Origin of the sequence: Brevundimonas albigilva, from assembly GCF_023503965.1 — a bacterium.
GTDB lineage: Bacteria > Pseudomonadota > Alphaproteobacteria > Caulobacterales > Caulobacteraceae > Brevundimonas > Brevundimonas albigilva.
The window spans coordinates 1,101,823-1,123,560 of sequence record NZ_CP097298.1 but is presented as its reverse complement, the minus strand read 5'-3'; the positions used below and the strand labels follow the sequence as shown (position 1 = coordinate 1,123,560).

The following is a 21,738-nucleotide window of genomic DNA, read 5'->3' as shown; positions in this document are numbered from 1 at the left end:
TTTGAAGGCGATCGTCTAGGCCGCGCGCGCGGCGACCGCGCCCCGCGTCGCCTCCAGCGCCGCCGCCACCCCGTCGAGCAGGCTCTGCAGGGTGATGGGCTTGGACAGGTGCCCGTCCGCGCCCGCGGCGCGCGCCGCCTCGACGTGCTCGGGCAGGGCGTTGGCCGTCAGCATGATCAGGGGCGTGCGCCGCCCGTCGCCTTCGGCCTCCAGCGCCCGGATCGCCGCCGTGGCGCTCAGCCCGTCCATCACCGGCATCTGCATGTCCATCAGGATCAGGTCGAAGCCGCCCTTTGCGAAGGCGTCGACGGCGGCCCGGCCGTCCTCGACCGCGACCAGCTCGGTCTCGACGCCGCTCAGCATGATCTCCATCACCTTGCGGTTGGCTGGGTGGTCGTCGGCCAGCAGGACGCGCGCGGGGAAGGACAGGGGGGCGTCGGCGCCCGCGGCCTCAAGGGCCGTCTCGGCCTCGCCGGCGCTGGCGGCCGGGGCGGCCGGCGGCAGGGTCAGGTCGAACCAGAACCGCGCGCCTTCGCCGGGACGGGATTCGCAGTCCAGTTCCCCGCCCATCAGGCCGACCAGCTCGCGCGAGATGGCCAGGCCCAGGCCGGTGCCGCCGAACCGGCGGGTGATGGAGCCGTCGGCCTGCTGGAAGCGGGCGAAGATCCGCGTCTTGTGAGCGTCGTCGAAGCCGCAGCCGGTGTCGGCCACGGTGAAGCGGACCCGGTCCGCGCCGGCGTCGGCCACGCTGACCGTCACCGACCCGCCGTCGGTGAACTTCAGGGCGTTGGAGATCAGGTTGGACAACACCTGGCGCAGGCGCACGACGTCGCCTTCCACCGCCCGGTCCAGCGCCGGGTCGATCTGGACGCGCAGGGCGACGCCCTTCTCGTCCGCGCGGGGGCGATACAGGGCCGCGGCGCCGCGCACCGTCTCGGCCAGGTCGAAGGGCGCGGTCTCGATGACGATCTGGCCGGCCTCGATCTTGGCGGTGTCCAGGATGTCGGACAGCAGGCGTTCCAGCGTCACGCCCGAGGCGCGGATGACCTCGACCATCTCGTGCTCGCGCGGACGCAGCGCGGCGCGCGACAGGGCGTCGGCCATGGCCACCACGCCGTTCAGCGGGGTCCGGATCTCGTGGCTCACATTGGCCAGGAATTCGGACTTGGAGCGATTGGCGGCCTCGGCCCGGCGTCGCGCCTCGCGCAGGCGTCGCGACTGGCGCCACATCCAGAACAGGGCGACCCCGGCCGACAGCAGGAACAGCACGGCGATGCCGGTGATCCAGTTCTGGGCGCCGATGACCGCGCGTTGCAGATCGGTGTTGGCGCGCGCGGTCTCCAGCTGGGCGCGGCGCTCGGCCAGCTGCTGCTGCATGTCGCCCGTCACCTGGCGGATGCCGCCGCTGAAGCGACGGGCGTCGGCGATCTTCTCCTGGCGCGCGTGCTCGCGCATCCGTTCATAGGCCTCGCGCGGGCGGCCTTCGGCGAACAGGATCTCGGCCTCGACGTGGGGCAACTCCGAGGCGCCCTCCTCGCGGAACAGGCCGGCGGCGGCCAGGCGACGGATCTGGTCCAGGTCGCGCCGGGCCTCGACCAGGCGGCCGGTCTGGGCGCGGGCGATGGCGCGCGTCGGCAGCAGGTGGGGCGCCAGGAAGGAGGCCTGGCCCAGGTCTTCCCCATAGGGCGCAAGGCAGGTCAGGACGTCGTTCGGCGCCTGGCGGGCCTTGGCCACCATGGCGCACAGATTGGCGTCATAGACCTTCAGACTGGGCAGGCCCGCGCGCAGGGTCAGCCGGTGGTGGATCTGGAACAGGCGCTGGGCCTGCTGGACGTCGCCCATCCCCGTCGACAGCCGCGCCAGATTGTACACCGCGTCGAAGTCCGGGCGCGGATAGTCGGGATTGGCGAAGTCGATCTCGAAGCGGCCGAAGGCGGCGATGGCGCCGTCGATGTCGTTCAGCTTCATCAGGCCGATGCCGGTCATCTCCCACAGGCCGGCGCGCGCGACGTCGGCGTAGGGCGCCGTGTCGGGGATGAAGGCGTCGGCGTCCGCCAGCAGTTTCAGCCCCTCGCCGATCTTGTCCTGGTCCATCAGAGCCAGGGCCCAGATACGCGTGGCGTGGGCCTTGGCGAACCAGTCCTGTTCCGCGGCCGCCTGGCGGCGCATCTCGTCGGCCGCCGGGGTGTCGCCCTGATCGTAGCGCAGCACCAGGTCGTTCAGGGCGGCGATGCGGATATAGCGGCTGTCCTTCTGAAGGTCGGCGGCCTGCGCCAGGCGGCGGTTCCAGTCGGCGGCCTCGTCGAACTCGCCCTGGTTCAGCATGATCCAGGCGACGTGATAGAGGCGCTGCAGCCCCTCGCGGTCGTTGCGCTGCTCGGCCGCGCGGCCGAAGGCCCGCAGGGCGGCGAAGTCGGTCGCGCCGGCGCGGCGCTCGACGGCCTGGGCCAGTTCGATCGGCGAGCGTTTCGGACCGGGGGGCTGGGCCTGGGCGCCCAGGGCGACGCCCTGGACCAGCAGCGCGATCAGGGCGAAGAGGGCGAAGGAGCGGACTCTGGAACTGGACATGCGGCTTCCGATTTCGCCGCACCATGCCAAGGCTTGGTTGAATAAGGCTTATCAGGTCCATGCGGGCGACCGCCTAGTCGCCGTCGACGACGCGAAGAGTCCGCGTTGACCGTTCCGGGGCTTTCGGCTATAGGCCCGCCCTCTTGAGATTTTCGCGCCGTGGACGTGTGCTCCGCGGCGTTTCCGTTCGAAGGTTTGACATGGCCAACAACCCCGGCGCCCGCAAGGCGATCCGCAAGATCGAAGCGCGGACCGAAGTGAACAAGGCGCGTCGCTCGCGCGTCCGCACCTATCTGCGCAAGTTCCAGGAAGCCCTGGCCGCCGGCGACGCCGCGGTCGCCAAGGCCGCCTTCGTCGAGGCCCAGTCCGAACTGATGCGCGCCGTTTCCAAGGGCGTGGTTCACAAGAACACCGGCTCGCGCAAGGTCTCGCGCCTGGCCGCCCAGCTGAAGAAGCTGTCGGCCGCCTGATCGGCGACGCCTGACCGGACACGGAGCGGCTGTCGCCGTTTCGTTATGGGAATGTGTAGGTATTACAACGGCGAAGGGGCGAACGCTCCTTCGCCGTTTTGCATTCCGACGCCAAGTCCTCCTAGGGGCGAACCCCTAATCGTCGTCCGTCGAACGCCGAAATTCCCATGCAGAATTGGGCTTTGGCGGAGTCAAACAATTTAACTGCGAATCGACCAACGAATCATCGTTGACCCCACCCCCCGGCGCGTAAGTTTTGGCCTCTAACGCACTTCCATCCCGACACGGATGAAGACGGCGCGGGACCTTGTTTCGCGTCGGCGGGAGATGTCTGTCCAGAGGTTCGACCCCGCTCGGAAAGCCATGCTTTTCGGGGCAGGAGAAGTCGTCCCTGACGCATCCCCCTGAAGCGCGGCGGAACGGTGAAGATGAGCAGCGGGTGGCTGAGACGATGGTTGGGGGCGCGACGGCGATGGCGAACGGGGCAGGCAGGTCGGGCGGCGCCGATCTCGACCGCATCTGGAGCGAGGCGTCCGTGCGCCTGCGCGCCGAGATCGGCGACGGCCCCTTCAACTCCTATGTCGCCCCCTCGGCCGTGCGGATGGATTCCGCCGGCCAGCTGATCCTGGTGACGCCCACCGCCTACGCCCGCGACTGGGTGCGCAAGAACGCCCTGCGCCGCATGAACGAACTGTGGCTGGGCCTGGACGGCCAGCATCGCCGGCTGGAGGTGCGCTGCCGCGCCGAGGTGGGGTCGGCCCCGCCGGCCACGGCGGTCGCCGCCGCCGGCGGCAATGTGGTGGACGCCACGCCGCGTCTGGCCGCCCTCTCGTCCGGCGTGGCCGCCCCGACCGTGGGGCCGGTCGCCGACGGGGCCCGCGCCGTGCGCGCCGCCGGCCTGCAGGAGCGTCTGACCTTCGACAGTTTCGTGGAGGGGCAGGGCAACGCCTTCGCCCTGGCCATCGCCAAACAGGTCGCGACCTGGGCCGACGGCCACTTCAACCCCGTCTTCTTCTGCGGCCCCTACGGCTATGGCAAGACGCACCTGCTGAACGCCATCGCCTGGGAGGCCCAGCGCCTGCGCCCCGAGGCCAAGGTGGTCTATCTGACCGCCGAACGCTTCCTGTCGACCTTCGTCAAGGCGATGCAGGACCGTTCGACCGCCGCCTTCAAGGACAGCCTGCGCTCGGCCGACATGCTGCTGCTGGACGACGTCCAGTTCGTCGGCGGCAAGGCCTCGACCCAGGAAGAGCTGCTGTCGACCCTGACCGCCCTGATCGAGGACGGCAAGCGCATCGTCTTCTCGGCCGACCGCGCGCCGATGGCCCTGACCGAGGTCGAGCCGCGCCTGCGCAGCCACCTGGCCGCCGGCCTGACCTGCCCGGTCGAGGCGGGCGATCGCGAACTGAAGATCGCCGTGGCCAGGAACCGCCTGGCCGCCCTGTCGGCCCTGGGCGTCGTCAAGGGCGAGGCCGCGCCCGAGGTGCTGGCCCACCTGGTCGACCGCACGCCCGGCTCGATGCGCGAACTGGAGGGGGCGGTGAACACCCTGGCCGCCGCCGCCGGCGCGCGCCTGTCGGCCGTCACCCTGGACGAGGCTTCGGCCCTGCTGGGCGCCGCCCTGCGCGGCGGGCCCGAGCGCCGCATCACCGTCGACGAGATCCAGAAGACGGTGGCCGAGCACTTCAGCCTGAAACAGGCCGACCTGCTCAGCGAGCGCCGCACGCGCTCGGTCGCCCGCCCGCGCCAGATCGCCATGTATCTGTGCAAGCAGCACACGACCCGCTCCTATCCGGACATCGGCCGCCGCTTCGGCGGGCGCGACCACACCACCGTCCTGCACGGCGTGCGCAAGATCGAGGAGCTGATGCCCAAGGACGACCAGATCGCCCGCGACGTGGAAGCCCTGACGCGGAAACTGCGGGGTGAAATTCTCCCTCCCCTTCATGGGGAGGGTGGCCGAGCGCAGCGAGGTCGGGTGGGGGCGGCCGACGCGGCGCTTTCCGGATCGGGCGCATCTGGGCCGACGCGGCCTTTTCAGGCCGCCCCCAACCGGTCGCTTCGCGACCACCCTCCCCATGAAGGGGAGGGAGAATTCTGTGCACGGTCGGTGTCGCCTTCCTTGCCCTCGCCGCCTGATCCGCTAGTGTCCAAGGCCATTTAACCGCGGCCGTTACGAGTCGGGCCGCGTCGGGCGAGACGACATGCAGCTTACGATCGAACGTTCCGCGCTTCTCAAGGCCCTGGGCCACGTCCAGAGCGTGGTCGAACGGCGCAACACCATTCCGATCCTGTCCAACGTCCTGCTCAGCGCCGGGCGCGACCGGCTGGCCTTCGCCGCCACCGACCTAGACATGGAGATGGTCGACGAGGCCGAGGCCCAGGTGCAGGTCGAGGGCCAGATCACCGCGCCGGCCCACACCCTGTACGAAATCGTCAGGAAGCTGCCCGAGGGCGCCGAGGTCTCGCTGACCTATTCCGGCGACGATCCGCGCCTGGTGGTGTCTGCCGGCCGCTCGCGCTTCAACCTGCCGGTGCTGCCGGCGGGCGACTTCCCCGTCATGTCGACCGACAGCGCCGGGGCGTCCTACGTCCTGCCCAAGGAAGACCTGGCCCGGCTGATCGACAAGACCCGGTTCGCCGTCTCAACGGAGGAGACGCGCTATTATCTGAACGGCCTCTATCTTCACACCGTCGCCGAACAGGGCGTGCCCCTGCTGCGCGCCGTGGCCACCGACGGCCACCGCCTGGCCCTGGCCGAGACCCCCGCGCCGGAAGGCGCCGCCGGCGGCCCCGGCGTGATCGTGCCGCGCAAGACCGTGGACCAGGTCCGCCGCCTGCTGGACGACGCCTCCGGCCCGGTCGAGGTCCAGGTCTCGGCCCAGAAGATCCGCTTCCAGCTGGGAGAGGCCAGCCTGACGTCGAAGGTCATCGACGGCGCCTTCCCGGACTATCTGCGCGTTATCCCGCGCGGCAACGACAAGCAGGCCGACATCGACAACAGCCTGTTCGCCAAGGCCGTCGACCGCGTCGCCACCATCTCGGCCGAGAAGAGCCGCTCGGTGAAGCTGGCCTTCGACAACGACCGGGTGAAGCTGACCGTGCGCAACATGGAAGCCGGCCAGGCCGAGGAAGAGGTCGAGATCGGCTATTCCGACGAGCCGTTCGAGATCGGCTTCAACGCCCGCTACCTGCTGGACGTCGCCGGCCAGATCACCGGCGAAAACGCCGCCTTCCGCTTCGCCGACCCGGCCTCGCCCACGCTGGTCCTCGATCCGGGCGATCCGGGCGTGCAGTACGTGCTGATGCCGCTCAGGGTCTGATATTTCCGCTCATCCCGGCGAAAGCCGGGACCCAGTGCTTTCGTTCGCACCGGAGCCTGGCGTTGGCGTTCTACACCTACATCGTCGCCAGCCGCCGGAACGGGACGCTCTATACCGGATCGACTGATGACCTGGTCCGTCGCGTGGCTGAACATCGGGACAAGCTGCGCGCGGGCTTCACCCGGAAACACGGCGTGGCCCTGCTGGTCTGGTTTGAGGTTCACGATACCCGCGACGCCGCCTTCACGCGCGAACGTCAGATCAAGGAATGGAAACGGGTCTGGAAGCTGGAACTGATCGAGCGCAAGAACCCGGCATGGGCGGACCTGTTTCCAACATTGCTCGGCTAGATCGCGCCGAGCGAAAGGACTGGGTCCCGGCTTTCGCCGGGATGAGCGGATAGATTTGAGTCTGATTTCCCTCGCCCTCACCGACTTCCGCTCTTACGCGAGCGCGCGGCTGGATCTGGCGTCCGGGCCGGTGGTGCTGCATGGGCCGAACGGGGCGGGCAAGACCAATCTCTTGGAGGCGATCAGCCTGCTGACCCCCGGCAAGGGGTTGCGCAACGCCACCGCCGTCGAGATGGGCCGGCGCGAGCCGGGCGAGGCGACCGGCCGTCCCTGGGCCGTCAGCGTCGAACTGGACGACGAGACGCGGCTGGGCACCGGCGTGCCCGGTCCCGGCGCCGCCCGCCGCATCGTCCGCATCAATGGCGAGACCGCCCAGCCGGGCCGGCTGCTCGATCATCTGCGTCCCGTCTGGGCCACGCCCGAGCAGGACCGGCTGTTCTCCGACGCCCGCGCCGAGCGGCTGAAGTTCTTCGACCGCTTGGTCTTCGCCGCCGATCCCGACCACGCCGCCAGCGTCTCGGCCTATGAAAAGGCCCTGCGCGAGCGCCTGCGCCTGCTGAACGACGCCCAGGAGGGCCGGGAGGCCGATCCCGTCTGGCTGGACGCGCTGGAGGCGCGCCTGGCCGAGGCCGGCGCCCGCGCCGCCTTCGCCCGCGTCGCCGCCCTGCACGCCCTTCAGGCCGCCATCGACGCGCGCGGCGACCGGCCCTTTCCCCAGGCCGACCTGGGCCTGGCCGGCGAGGCCGAGGCGATGGTGGAAGGCGGCGCAGAAGGGGCCGAGGTCGTCTCCGCCCTGCGCGCCGGCTTCGCCCGCGCCCGCGCCCGCGACGGCGCCGCCGGACGGTCGCTGTTCGGCCCGCACCGCACCGACCTGACCGCCCTTCACCGCGAGAAGCGGCGCCCCGCCGCCGAGGGCTCGTCGGGCGAGCAGAAGGCCCTGGTCCTGAACCTGATCCTGGCCCAGATCGCCCGCCTGGCCGACCAGCCGGCCGCCCCGATCCTGCTGCTGGACGAGGCCCCGGCCCACCTGGACGAAGGGCCGCGCCCGCCCTGTTCGACGAGATCGTCGCCCTGAAGCTGCAGGCCTTCATGACCGGCACCGAACGCGCCCTGTTCGCCGGCCTGGACGGCCGCGCCCAGTTCGTCCGCATCGCCGGCGGGGCGCTGGAGGCGGGCTAGGATTCCGGCGCGGAAATCCTCGCTTTTTCGTCGGAATTTCCTATATGTTGCGGGCTTCGGCGCGGTGCGACTCCGTCGTCGATTCGAGCGTCCGCAGCGGCGCTCCATCCCTGTCCCGGTCGGGACTTCAGAGCCGACGATTTCATGACCGATCCGATTGCCGAACAGCCCGAATACGGCGCCGATTCCATCAAGGTTCTCAAAGGCCTGGACGCGGTGCGCAAGCGTCCGGGGATGTACATCGGCGACACCGACGACGGCTCGGGCCTGCACCACATGGTCTATGAGGTGGTGGACAACGCCATCGACGAGGCCCTGGCCGGCCACGCCGACCTGGTCCAGGTGATCCTGAACGCCGACGGATCGGTGACCGTCACCGACAACGGGCGCGGCATCCCCACCGACATCCACGAGGGCGAAGGTGTGTCGGCCGCCGAGGTCATCATGACCCAGCTGCACGCCGGCGGTAAGTTCGACCAGAACTCCTACAAGGTCTCGGGCGGCCTGCACGGCGTGGGCGTGTCGGTGGTCAACGCCCTGTCCGACTGGCTGCAGCTGAAGATCTACCGCAACGGCCGGCGCCACGAGATGCGCTTCGAGCGCGGCGACACGGTCAAGTCGCTGGAAGTCACCGGCGAGGCGCCCGTGCGCGAGACGGGCGAGAAGGCCGGCCAGCTGCTGACCGGCACCGAGGTCACCTTCTTCCCGTCGATCACGACGTTCAGCCACATCGATTTCGACTTCAAGACGCTGGAGCACCGCCTCAGGGAGCTGGCCTTCCTGAACTCGGGCGTGGTCATCCGCCTGGCCGACCTGCGCCACGCCGAGCCGATCGACGTCACCCTGCACTACGAGGGCGGGGTCGAGGCCTTCGTGCGCCACCTGGACAAGTCCAAGCAGCCGATCCTGAAGGACGTCATCGTCATTCGCGGCAAGAAGGACGGTGTCGAGCTGGACCTGGCCCTGTGGTGGAACGACAGCTACCACGAGACCATGCTGTGCTTCACCAACAACATCCCCCAGGATGGCGGCACGCACCTGTCGGCCTTCCGCGCCAGCCTGACGCGGGTGATGGGCGGCTATATCGAAAGCTCGGGCCTGGCCAAGAAGGAGAAGGTCTCCGTCTCGGGCGAGGACGCGCGCGAGGGCCTGACCTGCGTGCTGTCGGTCAAGGTGCCCGATCCCAAATTCTCCAGCCAGACCAAGGACAAGCTGGTCTCGTCCGAGGTGCGCCCGGCGGTGGAATCGCTGTGCACCGAGGGGCTGTCGGAATGGTTCGAGGAGCATCCGGTCGAGGCCAAGCTGATCGTCTCCAAGATCATCGAGGCGGCCTCGGCGCGCGAGGCGGCCCGCAAGGCGCGCGACCTGACGCGACGCAAGTCGGCGCTGGAGATCAGCAGCCTGCCGGGCAAGCTGGCCGACTGCCAGGAGCGCGATCCCGCCAAGTCCGAACTGTTCATCGTCGAGGGCGATTCCGCCGGCGGCTCGGCCAAACAGGCGCGCAACCGCGAGAACCAGGCGGTCCTGCCCCTGCGCGGCAAGATCCTGAACGTCGAGCGCGCGCGCTTCGACCGGATGCTGTCGTCGGACCTGATCGGGACGCTGATCCTTGCCCTGGGCACCGGCATCGGCCGCGACGACTTCAACGCCGACAAGCTGCGCTATCACAAGATCATCCTGATGGCCGACGCCGACGTCGACGGCGCCCATATCCGCACCCTGCTGCTGACCTTCTTCTATCGCCAGATGCCCGAGCTGATCGAGCGCGGCCACGTCTATATCGCCCAGCCGCCGCTCTATAAGGCGTCCAAGGGCAAGCAGAGCCGCTATCTGAAGGACCAGGCCGAGATGGACGCCTTCCTGATCGAGGAGGGCGTGTCCGAGGCCGAGTTGGACCTGTCGACGGGTGAGCGCCGCACCGGCCAGGACCTGCAGAGCCTGGTGCGCGAGGCCAAGGCCTTCAAGGCCGGCGTCGACCGCCTGAGCCAGCGCGCCCCCGCCTTCGCGATCGAGCAGGCGGCGATGGCCGGCCTGTTCGTCGAGGACGCGGACCTGGCGCGCGCCGCCGCCGCGGCGGCCACGCGCCTGGACCTGTACGCCGAGGAGGGCGACGGCGCCTGGAGCGGCCAGCCCGGCGCGCAAGGGGCGGTCGTCTTCACCCGCACCCGCCGGGCGGTGCAGGAGACGATCGTGCTGGAAGAGACCCTGATCCGCTCGCTGGACGCGCGTCGCCTGGCCGAGCGCGCCGCCGCCTTCGAGGGTTTCGACGCCCCGGCGACCTTCCGCCGCAAGGACAAGTCGACCACGATCCGGGGACCGATCGACCTGCTGAACGCGGTGCTGGACGCCGGCAAGAAGGGCCTGTCGATCCAGCGCTACAAGGGCCTGGGCGAAATGAACCCCGAACAGCTGTGGGAGACCACGCTGGACGCCAACGCCCGCACCCTGCTGAAGGTCTCGGTCGAGCACGAGGAAGAGGCCAACGACCTGTTCGCCAAGCTGATGGGCGACGTGGTCGAACCCCGCCGCGAATTCATCCAGGACAACGCCCTGGACGCCGCCGTCGACGTCTGACTCCGTCCGCTAGGGCCGGTCGCGGTCGGGCAGGGCGGCGATCTGCTCGGGCGTCAGCTGGCGCACGACCTGGATGCGGCACGGGCCGTCGGGGATGGCGCCGCCGCCGCGCGGAACGACGAAGGCGGTGTCCCCGGTGCAGACGGTCGACACGCCCTGTCCCGCCAGGGTGATGCCCAGCGCCCAGTCCAGATCGCGACAGGCCCCCAGCGCCCGCGCCTCGAACACGTCGCGGCGCGAGGTGCGAAGATAAAGGGTCTGGTCCGCCGTGGCGCGGAAGTTCTGGACCCGGTCCACCTGGAAGCACCGGCGCGGCGTGTCCGCAAGCCCGCTGGACGGGTTCGACCTGGTCGCGGGCGCGCAGGCGGTCGCGACCCCCAAGACGGCCAGGACGGCCAAGGCGGAGACGAAGGGCGAAGGGCGCATGGCGGGGTCTCCTTGCGAGGCCCCGCCACGCTCGCGCATTTTACGCCCCGCGCCAAGCGTCGCCGTCAATGCGCCTATTTCCGGCCGGCGGCGATGAAGGCCGCGATGTCGGGATAGGGGGTCCCGCCGGTCGGGTGTCGTCGCAGACGAAGGACACGACGTCGGCGTAGATGGTGCCGTCGGGCGCGCGCTCCCAGGGGCTTTCCTCGGTGTAGCGATCGGTCTCGGCGCCGTCGGGCCCATAGGCGACGCTGAGGCCCGAGCGCGACTGCTGGTCGGCGCAACGGACCTCGACCTCCTCGGTGTCGTAGCTGAGGTCGCCGGCGTCGCCGGTGCGGGGCACGCGGGCCAGACGCGTCGTCGCCGTCCCGTCGGTCGCGGCCAGGGTGTCGGCGTCCACCAGATAGGCCGTGCGGTCGGTGGTGGAGAACAGCGTCCAGTTCTGGGCCGCGGCGGGGCCGGCGCCGGCCAGGGGCCCCACGGCGCAAACGGCCGCGGCCGCGACGATCTTCATCCTGCTCTTCATTGTTTTTCCTCCCTCGAGCCCGCCGACTTCACACCCGCGCGGCGGAAAGTTCAATCCATCGATCCGCGTTCGCCAGGCGGCCTCGCTTGACACCCCGCCCGGCTTCGCGCCTGAGTCCGGGACGATCGCGTCCAGGTTAGACTCCGTGCTGAAGCTTACATCCGTCGACGACAAGGGCGCCGAGCCGCTGGCCGAGGCCCTGCGGGCCTGCCGGACGCATTTCGTCTGGGCCGCCGTCTTCAGCGCCCTGGTCAACATCCTGTATCTGACGCCGACCCTGTACATGATGCAGGTCTATGACCGGGTGGTGCCGACCGGCGGCGGCCTGACGACCCTGGTGCTGATCAGCGTGGCGGCGGTCTTCGCCCTGGCCTCGCTGGGACTGCTGGACTGGCTGCGGCAGCGGCTGCTGCTGCGCGCCGGGCTGCGGTTGGACCGGATGCTGTCGCCGCGCATCCTGTCGCGCGCCCTGGGGGTGCAGGGACGGACGCTGAACAGCCAGGTGCTGCGCGAGTTCGACAGCGTGCGGTCGGCCCTGTCGGGGGCCGGCGCGCTGGCCCTGTTCGACGCGCCGTGGACGCCGCTGTACCTGGCCTGCTGCTTCCTGCTGCATCCGGCGATCGGGGTGCTGACCCTGGTCGGCGGCGCCGTCCTGTTCGCCCTGGCCTGGCTGAACGAGCGCGACAGCCGCCCGCGCCTGGCCCGCGCCATGCAGTCCAACACCGCCGCCTACGCCGCCCAGGAGGGCGTGGCCGCCCAGGCCGAGGTCGTGCGCGCCCTGGGGATGCGCGCCGCCAGCGTGGCCCGCCAGACCGGCCAGCGCCGCGCCGCCGCCGACGCCCAGGCCGACGCCCAGCTGACCGGCGGGAAATATTCCGGCGCCATCAAGTTCGTGCGGATGACGCTGCAGTCGGTGTCGCTGGGGCTGGCCGCCTTCCTGGTGGTGCGCGGCGAGATTTCGGCGGGCTCGATCATCGCCTCCTCGGTCCTGCTCAGCCGGGCCGTGGCGCCCGTCGAGCAGCTGGTCGGCGCCTGGCCGAACCTGGTGCAGGCGCGCGCCAGCTGGGGCCATCTGGTCGAGCTGTTCAAACAGACCGCCGGCCAGGAGCGGGCGCGCACCGCCCTGCCGGCGCCCCGGGGCGGCTGCGGGTCGAGGGGACGACGGTGCGCCTGGTCGAGGGCGGTCCGCCCCAGCTGTCGGCCGCCAGCCTGTCGCTTGAGCCGGGCCAGACCCTGGGCGTGGTCGGGGCCAGCGGCTCGGGCAAGACCACCCTGGCGCGGGTCGTGGCCGGGGCCCTGGCGCCGGCGTCGGGCGCGGTGCGTCTGGACGGGGGCCGACTATGACGCGCGCGACAGCGACGACCTGGCCGCCCACATCGGCTATCTGCCCCAGGTCCCCAGCCTGTTCGCCGGGACGATCAAGGACAACATCTCGCGCTTCGCCGCGGCGCGGGGCGCGACGCCGGACCAGATCGACCGCGACGCCGTGGCCGCCGCCCAGGCCGCCGGCGCCCACGAGATGATCCTGCGCCTGCCGCTGGGCTACGACACCGAACTGGGGCCGTTCGGCCAGGGGGTTTCGGCCGGCCAGGCCCAGCGCATCGCCCTGGCGCGCGCGCTGTACGGCGACCCGGCCCTGCTGGTGCTGGACGAGCCCAACTCAAACCTGGACCAGGAGGGCGAGGCGGCCCTGATGGCGGCCGTGCTCCAGGCCGCCCAGCGCGGCGCGGCCGTGGTCATCGTCGCCCACCGCGCCGGCATCCTGTCGCGCGTCGACCGGCTGCTGGTGATGGCCGACGGCGCGGTGCAGATGGAGGGCCCGCGCGAGGAGATCCTGGCGCGGATGCGCGCCGGCCGCCCGACCCCGGCCGCCCCGGTGCACAAGGACGCCGCTTCATGAGCGATTTCGCCGCCGGGGCCGCGCCGGCCCAGACCGATTCTCCGCGCTTCGAGCTGCGAGCCGGCATCGCCGTCATCGTCGCCTTCTTCGGGCTGTTCCTGGGATGGGCGGCGTTTGCGCCGCTGGACGCGGGGGCCTTCGCCCACGGGCGGGTCGCCGTCTCGGGCAATCGCCAGGCCGTCCAGCACCGCGAGGGGGGCGTGGTCCGCAGCCTGCGCGTAGCGGAAGGCGACCATGTGGCGAAGGGCCAGGTGCTGGTCCAGCTGAACGACGGAGAGCTGCGCGCCGCCGAACGCGGCCTGGCGGGCCAGGTTTACGCCCTGTTGGCCCAGCGCTCGCGCCTGATCGCCGAGCGGGACCGGCTGGGCGCCCTTCCGGTCCCGCCCGAGTTCGCCGATCTGTCGGCCGACGATCGGGCCGTCGCCGACGAGGCGCTGCGCCTCCAGCGCCAGCAGTTCGCCGCGCGCGGGGCGGGCCGCTCGACCCAGACCGGCGTGCTGGGCCAGCGCGTCGGCCAGCTTCAGGACCAGATGGACGGCTATCAGCGCCAGATCGAGGCCAACGCGGAACAGCAGCGCCTGATCGGCGAGGAGCTGGAGGGCATCCGCTCCCTGGCCGCGCGCGGCTATGCGCCCCAGACCCGGGTGCGGGCGCTGGAACGCACCGCCGCCGCCCTGGAGGGGGAACAGGGCTCATTGCGCGCCCAGGTCGCGCGCACCCGCGAACAGATCGGCGAGACCCGCTTGCAGATGGCGGGCGTGACCACCACCCTGAACGAGGACGTCGCCGAACAGCTGCGTCAGGTCGAGGTCCAGCTGAACGACCTGCAGCCGCGCCTGGCCGACCTGCGCAGCCAGATCGCCCGCGCCGAAATCCGCAGCCCGGCGACGGGCCAGGTGGTGGGTCTGACCGTCTTCACCCAGGGCGGCGTCATCGCGCCGGGCCAGACCGTGATGGAGGTGGTGCCCGACGACGTCTCGCAGGTGATCGTGGCCGACGTCGACCCGTCCTACATCGACAACCTGCGCGTCGGCCTGACGTCGGAGATCAAATTCCCCGGCCTGCACGAGCGCAATCCGCCCCTGCTGCACGGGCGGGTGACGCTGATCTCGCCCGACGCCATCGCCGATCCCCAGACCGGCCGCACCCACTATCGCGTCGAGATCGTGGCGCCGCCGTCCGAACTGGCCAAGCTGGGGCCCGCCGCCGACCAGATCCGCGCGGGGATGCCGGCTGAGGTCGTGATCCTGACGCGCAAGCGCACCGCCCTGGCCTATCTGACCGAGCCGCTGACCCGCAGCCTGTGGCGCTCGGGCGCCGAGCAGTAGCGAAAACGGAAACGGCCGCCCCGGTGTCGGGGCGGCCGTCCTGGTCCGGTTCTGGTCCGGCGCCGGGGGTCGATTACGTCAGGACGACGATGGCGACCCGGCGGTTCTGCGCCCGACCCTCGCGGGTGTTGTTCGGGGCGACCGGCTGGGCCTCGCCATACGAGATGGTGGCCATCCGGTTCAGGGCGATGCCCTGCATGCTCATGTAGCGACGCACCGCCTCGGCGCGCTGGGCGCCCAGGTCCTCGTTGTACTTCTCGTCGCCTTCCGCATCGGTGTAGCCCTGGATTTCCAGATAGACGTTGCGGTTCTCGGCCTTCAGGCGCTGGGCCAGTTCGCCAAGACGCTGCTCGGCCTCGGGCGAGAGGGCCGAGGCGTCGGTCGGGAACTTCACCGAGTCGTCGGACAGCACGACCTGATAGAGGAACTTGCCTTCCGCCAGCTTGTGGGCGGCGTTGGCGCGCTCCAGCGCCTGGCCGGCCGTGCCTTCGACCTGGGTGACGCGGCCGTCGACCTCCATCACGCGGTTGTCCACCACCTCCACCTGATCACGCACGAAACGATGGCTGGCGCAGCCGCTGGCCGCAAAGCCGAGGGCGATGAGGGCCGCCGACGACCGCCGTCCTGAGTTTCGATTTGCTGCTCAAGTCCTGTCTCCTTCTTGCCGGGGCGCCACTCCCAGGATCGCGCCATTACAGCTACGAGGGCGGACGAGGCGGAGTAATGGCGTGCTTTGGGCGAGAATCGTTCAGCTTGGCCATATGATGACCGGCGCGGCCGCAAGAATATTGTTCTAGATGGAACCGTCCTGCGGACCCAGGCGTTGAGCCGCGCCAGAGGGCGTAGCTTGGCGCGGTCTCGCCTGATCTATCGCCGGTACGAAGTTCCTGAGGTTGCAGGCCGACATCGCCATTATACTGACGCGCAGCGCTGATTTTCATCACGACATCGAGATTCTTTTTCGGAGTCGGGATGCGGGAGCCTTCCACAGGGCGCGCGGGTCGGAAAACCGGCGCGGGCCGGGTCGCCGGATGGACGGCCGCCGGCGGTCTGGTCGTCGGGCTGGAGGCGGCGCTGATCCTGGGCCTGGCCTGGGTCCCGGCCGAGACCTTCGATCCGCCCGTCGACCCGCCCATTGTCGTCAGCCTGGTCGACCCGCCGCCGCCGCCGCCGCCGGCCCCGCAGCCCCAGCCGGCCGAGGCCCCCGCGCCCGCCGAGGCCGCGCCCCCGGCGCCGGCGCCGCGCGTCGCCCCGCCCGCGCGCCCGGCCTCGCCCCCGCGTCCGACGCGTCGCCCCCCGCCGCCCGAGGTCAAGCCCCTGCCGATCCCCGCGTCCGTCGCGCCGCCCGGACCGCCGCTGCCCCTGATCGGGGCGACGGCGCTGGCGGGGGCGACCCGCGTCGGCGCGGGGCCGGGCGGCGGGGGCGGCGGCCAGGGAACCGGCGGCGGCGGGGGCGGCGCGGGCGGCGGCTGCGACATGCTCAAGCGGCTGCAGGAGGCGCTGCGCGACGACGTCGAGGTGCGCGCGGCGATCCAGACCGCCCATCGCGAGATGAGCGCCCAGGGCAGGGCCATCCAGGTCTGGGACGGCGACTGGCTGCAGAGCCGGGGTCAGGAAGGCAAGGGCCTGGCCGGCGTGCGCCAGGCCATCTCGGTCGAGGTCGCCTTCGCCCCCGCCGAATGCCGCGCCCAGGCCATGCGCGGCCTGGCGGTCCTGGCCCTGGACGACCGGGCCGACGGCGCCAAGCTGGCGCTGGGCCGGGCCGCCTGGCGCTGGTCCGACCTGCTGGACCTGCGGCGCTAGGATAACCTTGGACGCCTGTCGATCAGCCTCTGGGGCCGAACAGGATCAAGGCCGCGCCCGCCAGGCAGACGGCGCCGCCGATCAGGTCCCAGCGGTCGGGAAGGGTTTTCTCGACCACCGCCATCCAGACCAGCGAGGCGCAGATATAGACCCCGCCATAGGCCGCGAACGCCCGGCCCGCCGCCTCGGTCGGAACCAGGGTCAGCAGCCAGGCGAAGGCGATCAGGCAGACCACGCCCGGCGCCAGCCATAACGGCGCCCGATCCAGCTTCAGCCACGCCCAGAAGGCGAAGCAGCCGGCGATCTCGGCCAGGGCGGCGAGGGGGTAGATGAGGAGAAGCTTCATTGCCCTTCGTATCCCGTTGCCGACGGCATCGTGAGCCCTGCAATAGACGTCACTCCGGGGCCGCGTAGCGGAACCCGGAGCCCAGGACGGCCCCCGGCCAGGTGATGCGGTCCTGGGTTCCGGGTTCTTCGCTGCGCGAAGCCCCGGAAGGACGAGCTTGAGGCTTTTTACCGCGACTCAGTCGACCGTCGCGCTGAACCAGTCCGCCCCCAAATCCTTCCACTGGGGATTGCCCCTTTCGATCAGGGCCAGCTTCCAGCCGCGCCGCCATTTCTTGATCGCCTTCTCGCGAACGATCGCCTCGATCATGCTTTCGTGTTGTTCGTACCAAACGAGTGCTTTGCAGCCATGCTCTTGGGCGAAGCCCGGCGTGACGCCCGTTCGATGCTGCCACACGCGCTGGAACAGATCACTGGTGACGCCGGTGTAGATCGTGCCGTTGCGGCCGTTGGCCATGATGTAGACGGCGATGACCGTGTCGGCTTTCATAGTGAAACAGGATCACGATGGCCGAATCCTTGCAACAGACGTCACTCCGGGCTGCACAGCGGAGCCCGGACCTGGAGCTCAGGACGGCTAGTCCTTCTTGCCCGCCCGCTCCGCCGCCAGCTTGGCCAGAACCCGGCCGCGGCCGCGGGCCAGGGCGTGGATGGCGCCGCGCATGGTGGCGACCTCCTGCTCGGTGAAGGCGGCGCGGCCCAGCATGACGCGCAGGTTCTGGCTCATCGAACGCTTCTTCTCGGGCGGATAGAAGAAGCCGCCGTTCTCCAGCTCCTCCTCCAGATGCTCGTACATCCCGACCAGCAGGGCGTTCGAGGCCGGCGGCTCGCCCTCGCGGAAGCGGGGCGGAGGGGCGTCCAGGATCAGGGTGCGCCATTCATAGGCGTTAATCGCCACCGCCTGGGCCAGGTTCAGCGAATGGTGCTTCGGGTCGATCGGAATGGTGACGATGCCGGCGCACAGGGCGATGTCGGTGGTCTCCAGCCCGGCCCGCTCGCCGCCGAACAGCAGGCCGGTCTTCAGGCCCGAGGCGGTGTCGTCGTACAGGACGCGCGTCGCCTCGCGCGGGGTGCGCACCGGCTGGCGCGTCTCGCGCGGGCGGGCGGTGGTGGCGAAGACGGTGTTCAGGTCGGCGATCGCCTCGGCCACGCTGTCGAAGACGCGCACGCCCTCCAGCACCCAGTCGGCGCCCGAGGCCGTGGCCCAGGCCCGGTCCTGGGGCCAGCCGTCGCGCGGACTGACCAGCCGCAGGTCCGTCAGGCCGAAATTGGCCATCACCCGCGCCACCGCGCCGATGTTGTCGGCCAGTTGCGGCTTGTCGAGGATGACGGCGGGCGGCGTGAGATCGGACATGGCGGTTGCTTAGAGCCTCAGGCGACGGGAGAGAAGCCGTCAGCCCTCCCCGCGATCCATGATCCACGGCATCGACCGCCACAGGTCGCAGCGGTGGGCCTGGGCCAGGCCTGGGTCGGCGCGACGGCGTCGCCCGTCGGCTGGAACACCAAGGCGGTCGGCGCCGCGTCCAGCGGACGCCAGTCCGCCAGCCCCGGCGCGTTCGGCGACAGGGTGCGAACGAAGGCGCCCCAGCGCCGCCGCATGCGCAGGGCCAGGGCCAGCTGATCCTCGTCGAACCGGGCGGACTGCCCGGCGAAGGCGCCGCCGTCGGGCCACAGATAGGCCAGTTCCGCGCTGTGGGCGGCCCCCAGCCGCCACGGCCCCGCGTCCCACATCGGGGGATCGACATCGGCGAACTCGTACAGCCATGTCGGGCCGTGCGCGGCGGCGGCCTGCGCCAGGGCCAGGGTCGCGCAGCCGCCGAAGCCGCGCATGCCGCTGTCGGTCAGGATGCGGCTGATCACCTCGGCGGCGGCCTGCGATCCGACCTCCGCCGGATAGGGATAGGCCGCCTCGATGCGGGCCGCCGACGCCTCGTCCACCAGCCGCCGCAGCCAGGCGCGATAGCCGGCGTGGTCGTAGCCCAGGAAGGCGGGGCCGCCGATGCGGCCTTCCTCGCGCGTCGCGCCGACGATGACGGGGATGGGCGCGCGGCCGCCGCGGACGATCCGGTCCAGCGCCGCCGCGTCGGGCGCGCCGCGGCCGCCGAAATGCGGCGCCGCGAACCCGCCGGCCGCCAGGATCGCCTCGACCGGCCGGTCGCGCAGGCAGGCGACGGGGTCCGCCGCGCCCTCGCAGCCCAGGGCGCGCGCCGTCTCCAGCCCCCGGCCGACGGCGGTCGTCAGGTCGTCGACATCGTGCAGGCAGTCGTCGCTGGACACGATGGCGGCCCGGAACAGCCGCCCGGCCTCCGGGCCCGCCAGCAGGGAGCAGATGACGGTGCCGCCGGCGGATTCGCCCGCCAGCGTCACCCTGGCCGGATCGCCGCCGAAGGCCGCGATGTTGTCGCGAACCCAGCCCAGGGCGGCGGCCACGTCCATCACGCCGTAGTTCCCCGCCCGACCGCCCGCGTCTTCCGCGGCGAAGGCGGGATGCGTCATGAAGCCCAGGGCGCCCAGGCGATAGTTGACGCTGACCACCACGATGTCGCCGTCGCGGGCCAGGGCGGCGCCGTCGTGGTCGTTGGCCGCGCCGCTGACCGCCGCGCCGCCATGGACATAGACCAGGACCGCGCGAGGCGCCGACGCCGGCGCCGAAGGCCGCGCGATGTTCAGGGTCAGGCAGTCCTCGGTCGTCGAGCGGGTGTCGGGCCGGCCGGTCTGGGGGCAGCGCGGCCCCGCGGCCGAGGCGTCGCGCACGCCGTCCCAGGCGACGGGCGGGGCCGGCGCGGCCCAGCGGCGGGCGCCGGTCGGCGGCGCGGCATAGGGCAGGCCCTGGAACCGATCGACGCCGTCGCGGCGGACGCCCCGCACGACGCCCTGCGCCGCCGCCGCCGTGGGCGCCTCGCCCGCCGACGCCTGCGCGGCGGGCAAAGACAGGGCGTTCAGCAGCAGGATCGTGAGGCGCGGGTCAGGCGTCGCATCATCGGTCGGGCATCGGCCAAACGCGCGCGGGGCGCAAGCGGGGCGCGATGGCAATTCGATCGCTTCGTCCCCACTATCGGGTCGAAGCTTGAGGGGACGCGGATGGCCGAGGCGGCGACGGGACTGGATCTGGGCGCCGCGGCGGCCTTGCTGGCGGCGGGCGTGTTCGCCGTGCCGATCTTTCGCAGGATCGGCCTGGGGTCGGTGCTGGGCTATCTGGCCGCCGGCCTGGCCATCGGCCCGTTCGGCCTGGGCCTGTTCCAGCAGCCCGAGACCATCCTGCACGTGGCCGAATTCGGCGTGGTCATCTTCCTGTTCATCATCGGGCTGGAGATGCGGCCCAAGCGATTGTGGGGGCTCAGGAAGGAGATCTTCGGCTTGGGCGCGGCCCAGGTCATGGCCTGCGGCCTGACGATGACCCTGGCGGCGATGGCGGTGGGCGTTTCGGCGCCGGTCGCCTTCGTCGGCGCGATGGGCTTCGTCCTGTCCTCCACCGCCGTCATCATGCAGATGCTGGAGGAGCGGGGCGAGATCGCCGGCGCCTCGGGCCAGCGGGCGGTGTCCATCCTGTTGCTGGAGGACCTGGCCATCGTGCCCCTGCTGGCCGTGGTGGCGATCCTGGCCTCGGTCACGGGCGTGGCCCAGGAGCACGCCCCGCCGCTGTGGCGGACCGTGGGCTTCGCCGTCCTGGCCGTGGCGGGGGTGCTGGCGGCCGGGCGCTGGGCGGTCAATCCGGTGTTCCGCCTGTTGGCGCGCTATGGCGGGCGCGAGGTGATGACCGCCGGCGCCCTGCTGGTGGTGGTCGGCGCCGCCTGGGCCATGTCGCTGGGCGGTCTGTCGATGGCGATGGGGGCCTTCCTGGCCGGGGTGCTGCTGTCGGAATCGACCTTCCGCCACCAGCTGGAGGCGGACGTGGAGCCGTTCCGCGCCATCCTGCTGGGCCTGTTCTTCCTCAGCGTCGGCATGTCGCTGGACGTGTCGGTGGTGATCGACCAGTGGCGCATCGTCCTGGGCGGGGTGGTCGGCTTCATGGTCGTCAAGGCGGTCGGCATCTATGTCGTGGCGCGCCTGTTCAAATCCACGCACCACGAGGCGATCGAGCGCGCGGCCCTGTTCGCGCAAGGGGGCGAGTTCGCCTTCGTCCTGTATGGCGCGGCGGTGGCGGCGGGCCTGTTCTCGCCGGTCGTGGCGGCCATGCTGACGGCCATCGTCATCCTGTCGATGGCGCTGACGCCCCTGACCACCCTGTTGCTGGGACGGTTCCTGCCCAAGGAAAGCCTTTCGGCCGAGGACGCCGAGGGCGTGGACTTCGCCAAGGACCTGCGCGGCCAGGTGTTGATCATCGGCTTCGGCCGCTTCGCCCAGGTGGTGTCCCAACCCCTGCTGGCGCGCGACGTCGACGTCTCTATCATCGAGAACGACGTGGAGATGATCCAGGCCGCCTCTCAGTTCGGGTTCAAGGTCTATTACGGCGACGGCGCGCAACTGCCGACGCTGCGCGCCTCGGGGGCCGAGGAGGCCGAACTGGTGCTGGTCTGCGTCGACAAGCCCGAGGCGACCGACCGCATCGTCGAACTGGTCAAGCACGAGTTCCCGACCACAAAGGTCATGGCCCGCGCCTTCGACCGGGGCCATTCGATGCGGCTGATCCAGGCGGGGGTCGACTATCAGATCCGCGAGACGTTCGAATCGGCGCTGAAGTTCGGCGAGCGCGCCCTGGTCGAACTGGGGCTTGAGGAGCACGAGGCCGCCGAGACCATCGGCGACGTGCGCCGCCGCGACGACGCGCGGCTGGACCTGCAGCTGACCGGCGGGCTGAAGGCGGGACGCCAGCTGATGCGCGGCAACCTGCCCACGCCGCAGCCGGCCCCCTACATCAAGCCCAAGCGCGAGGGCCGTCTGCTGAACGAGGACGAGGCGGGCCCGCTGGCGCCGGACGCCCGGAGCGAGCCCGCCGAGGCCTGACG

Annotated in this window: 16 protein-coding genes and 4 pseudogenes; 12 read left to right on the top strand and 8 right to left on the bottom strand. The window is 71.1% G+C overall.

Annotated elements, in window-relative coordinates:
• Positions 1-15 precede the first annotated feature (15 nt).
• Positions 16-2,568 carry an ATP-binding protein gene (locus tag MU852_RS05875; RefSeq protein ID WP_249751406.1) on the bottom strand — a complete coding sequence of 851 codons (2,553 nt, stop codon included), beginning with the start codon at positions 2,566-2,568 and terminating at the stop codon, positions 16-18.
• Positions 2,569-2,768: 200 nt separating this feature from the next.
• Between MU852_RS05875 and rpsT the strand changes: the two genes are divergently transcribed.
• The 6 genes and pseudogenes from rpsT to gyrB all read left to right on the top strand — a co-directional run bounded on the left by rpsT (position 2,769) and on the right by gyrB (position 10,464).
• Positions 2,769-3,038, top strand: coding sequence for a 30S ribosomal protein S20 (gene rpsT / locus MU852_RS05870; RefSeq protein ID WP_249751405.1), 270 nt, complete (start codon positions 2,769-2,771; stop codon positions 3,036-3,038).
• A 451-nt stretch (positions 3,039-3,489) separates the two neighbouring features.
• A pseudogene (dnaA, locus tag MU852_RS05865) lies at positions 3,490-4,965 on the top strand (chromosomal replication initiator protein DnaA); the annotation flags it as partial.
• 277 nt (positions 4,966-5,242) lie between these two features.
• Complete coding sequence (gene dnaN, locus MU852_RS05860; protein WP_249751403.1) at positions 5,243-6,361, top strand: DNA polymerase III subunit beta; 1,119 nt, start codon at positions 5,243-5,245, stop codon at positions 6,359-6,361.
• 62 nt (positions 6,362-6,423) lie between these two features.
• Positions 6,424-6,711, top strand: a complete 288-nt coding sequence (locus MU852_RS05855) for a GIY-YIG nuclease family protein (RefSeq protein WP_249751402.1) — start codon at positions 6,424-6,426, stop codon at positions 6,709-6,711.
• A gap of 49 nt (positions 6,712-6,760) precedes the next feature.
• Positions 6,761-7,890, top strand: a pseudogene (gene recF, locus MU852_RS05850) (DNA replication/repair protein RecF).
• 144 nt (positions 7,891-8,034) lie between these two features.
• Complete coding sequence (gene gyrB, locus MU852_RS05845) at positions 8,035-10,464, top strand: DNA topoisomerase (ATP-hydrolyzing) subunit B (RefSeq protein ID WP_249751401.1); 2,430 nt, start codon at positions 8,035-8,037, stop codon at positions 10,462-10,464.
• Between the two features lie 9 nt (positions 10,465-10,473).
• Here the strand turns inward: gyrB and MU852_RS05840 are convergent, their stop codons facing one another.
• On the bottom strand, positions 10,474-10,890 hold the full coding sequence (locus MU852_RS05840; protein ID WP_249751400.1) for a DUF6491 family protein: 417 nt from the start codon (positions 10,888-10,890) through the stop codon (positions 10,474-10,476).
• Between the two features lie 40 nt (positions 10,891-10,930).
• Complete coding sequence (locus MU852_RS05835) at positions 10,931-11,416, bottom strand: hypothetical protein (protein ID WP_249751399.1); 486 nt, start codon at positions 11,414-11,416, stop codon at positions 10,931-10,933.
• Between MU852_RS05835 and MU852_RS05830 the strand changes: the two are divergent.
• From MU852_RS05830 to MU852_RS05815, 4 genes and pseudogenes are all read left to right on the top strand, one after another.
• Positions 11,301-12,401: pseudogene (locus MU852_RS05830) on the top strand (ABC transporter transmembrane domain-containing protein); the annotation flags it as partial. The gene MU852_RS05835 and the pseudogene MU852_RS05830 sit on opposite strands and share 116 nt — an antisense overlap.
• 179 nt (positions 12,402-12,580) lie before the next feature.
• A complete protein-coding gene (locus tag MU852_RS17780) occupies positions 12,581-12,760 on the top strand; it encodes an ATP-binding cassette domain-containing protein (RefSeq protein WP_347342372.1) in 180 nt (59 codons plus the stop codon).
• A gap of 1 nt (position 12,761) precedes the next feature.
• A pseudogene (locus MU852_RS05820) lies at positions 12,762-13,316 on the top strand (ATP-binding cassette domain-containing protein); the annotation flags it as partial.
• Complete coding sequence (locus MU852_RS05815; RefSeq protein WP_249751398.1) at positions 13,313-14,644, top strand: HlyD family type I secretion periplasmic adaptor subunit; 1,332 nt, start codon at positions 13,313-13,315, stop codon at positions 14,642-14,644. The pseudogene MU852_RS05820 and the gene MU852_RS05815, both read left to right, overlap by 4 nt.
• 73 nt (positions 14,645-14,717) lie before the next feature.
• Here MU852_RS05815 and MU852_RS05810 read toward each other — a convergent pair whose 3' ends face one another.
• The gene (locus MU852_RS05810) at positions 14,718-15,200 is read right to left on the bottom strand and encodes an OmpA family protein (RefSeq protein ID WP_249751397.1); all 483 of its coding nucleotides are present in this window, start codon (positions 15,198-15,200) and stop codon (positions 14,718-14,720) included.
• Between the two features lie 416 nt (positions 15,201-15,616).
• Between MU852_RS05810 and MU852_RS05805 the strand changes: the two genes are divergently transcribed.
• On the top strand, positions 15,617-16,447 hold the full coding sequence (locus MU852_RS05805) for a hypothetical protein (RefSeq protein WP_249752012.1): 831 nt from the start codon (positions 15,617-15,619) through the stop codon (positions 16,445-16,447).
• A 22-nt stretch (positions 16,448-16,469) separates the two neighbouring features.
• Here the strand turns inward: MU852_RS05805 and MU852_RS05800 are convergent, their stop codons facing one another.
• From MU852_RS05800 to MU852_RS05785, 4 genes are all read right to left on the bottom strand, one after another.
• A complete protein-coding gene (locus tag MU852_RS05800) occupies positions 16,470-16,793 on the bottom strand; it encodes a YnfA family protein (protein WP_249751396.1) in 324 nt (107 codons plus the stop codon).
• 177 nt (positions 16,794-16,970) lie between these two features.
• A complete protein-coding gene (locus MU852_RS05795; RefSeq protein WP_249751395.1) occupies positions 16,971-17,282 on the bottom strand; it encodes a GIY-YIG nuclease family protein in 312 nt (103 codons plus the stop codon).
• Between the two features lie 87 nt (positions 17,283-17,369).
• Positions 17,370-18,146: an RNA methyltransferase gene (locus MU852_RS05790; protein ID WP_249751394.1), complete on the bottom strand. Its 777-nt coding sequence runs from the start codon at positions 18,144-18,146 to the stop codon at positions 17,370-17,372.
• A 17-nt stretch (positions 18,147-18,163) separates the two neighbouring features.
• Entirely contained in the window at positions 18,164-19,720 is a 1,557-nt protein-coding gene (locus MU852_RS05785) for a carboxylesterase/lipase family protein (protein ID WP_249751393.1), read from the bottom strand.
• A 153-nt stretch (positions 19,721-19,873) separates the two neighbouring features.
• On the opposite strand from MU852_RS05785, the gene MU852_RS05780 reads away from it, so the two are divergent.
• A complete protein-coding gene (locus MU852_RS05780; protein WP_249751392.1) occupies positions 19,874-21,736 on the top strand; it encodes a monovalent cation:proton antiporter-2 (CPA2) family protein in 1,863 nt (620 codons plus the stop codon).
• The last annotated feature ends 2 nt before the right edge of the window (positions 21,737-21,738 follow it).

Excerpts from the sequence above, each read along its gene's own strand:
- MU852_RS05875 (WP_249751406.1), bottom strand. The coding sequence starts at position 2,568 with ATGTCCAGTTCCAGAGTCCGCTCCTTCGCCCTCTTCGCCCTGATCGCG.
- rpsT (WP_249751405.1), top strand. The coding sequence starts at position 2,769 with ATGGCCAACAACCCCGGCGCCCGCAAGGCGATCCGCAAGATCGAAGCG.
- dnaN (WP_249751403.1), top strand. The coding sequence starts at position 5,243 with ATGCAGCTTACGATCGAACGTTCCGCGCTTCTCAAGGCCCTGGGCCAC.
- gyrB (WP_249751401.1), top strand. The coding sequence starts at position 8,035 with ATGACCGATCCGATTGCCGAACAGCCCGAATACGGCGCCGATTCCATC.
- MU852_RS05840 (WP_249751400.1), bottom strand. The coding sequence starts at position 10,890 with ATGCGCCCTTCGCCCTTCGTCTCCGCCTTGGCCGTCCTGGCCGTCTTG.
- MU852_RS05835 (WP_249751399.1), bottom strand. The coding sequence starts at position 11,416 with ATGAAGAGCAGGATGAAGATCGTCGCGGCCGCGGCCGTTTGCGCCGTG.
- MU852_RS05815 (WP_249751398.1), top strand. The coding sequence starts at position 13,313 with ATGAGCGATTTCGCCGCCGGGGCCGCGCCGGCCCAGACCGATTCTCCG.
- MU852_RS05805 (WP_249752012.1), top strand. The coding sequence starts at position 15,617 with ATGCGGGAGCCTTCCACAGGGCGCGCGGGTCGGAAAACCGGCGCGGGC.
- MU852_RS05800 (WP_249751396.1), bottom strand. The coding sequence starts at position 16,793 with ATGAAGCTTCTCCTCATCTACCCCCTCGCCGCCCTGGCCGAGATCGCC.
- MU852_RS05795 (WP_249751395.1), bottom strand. The coding sequence starts at position 17,282 with ATGAAAGCCGACACGGTCATCGCCGTCTACATCATGGCCAACGGCCGC.
- MU852_RS05790 (WP_249751394.1), bottom strand. The coding sequence starts at position 18,146 with ATGTCCGATCTCACGCCGCCCGCCGTCATCCTCGACAAGCCGCAACTG.
- MU852_RS05780 (WP_249751392.1), top strand. The coding sequence starts at position 19,874 with ATGGCCGAGGCGGCGACGGGACTGGATCTGGGCGCCGCGGCGGCCTTG.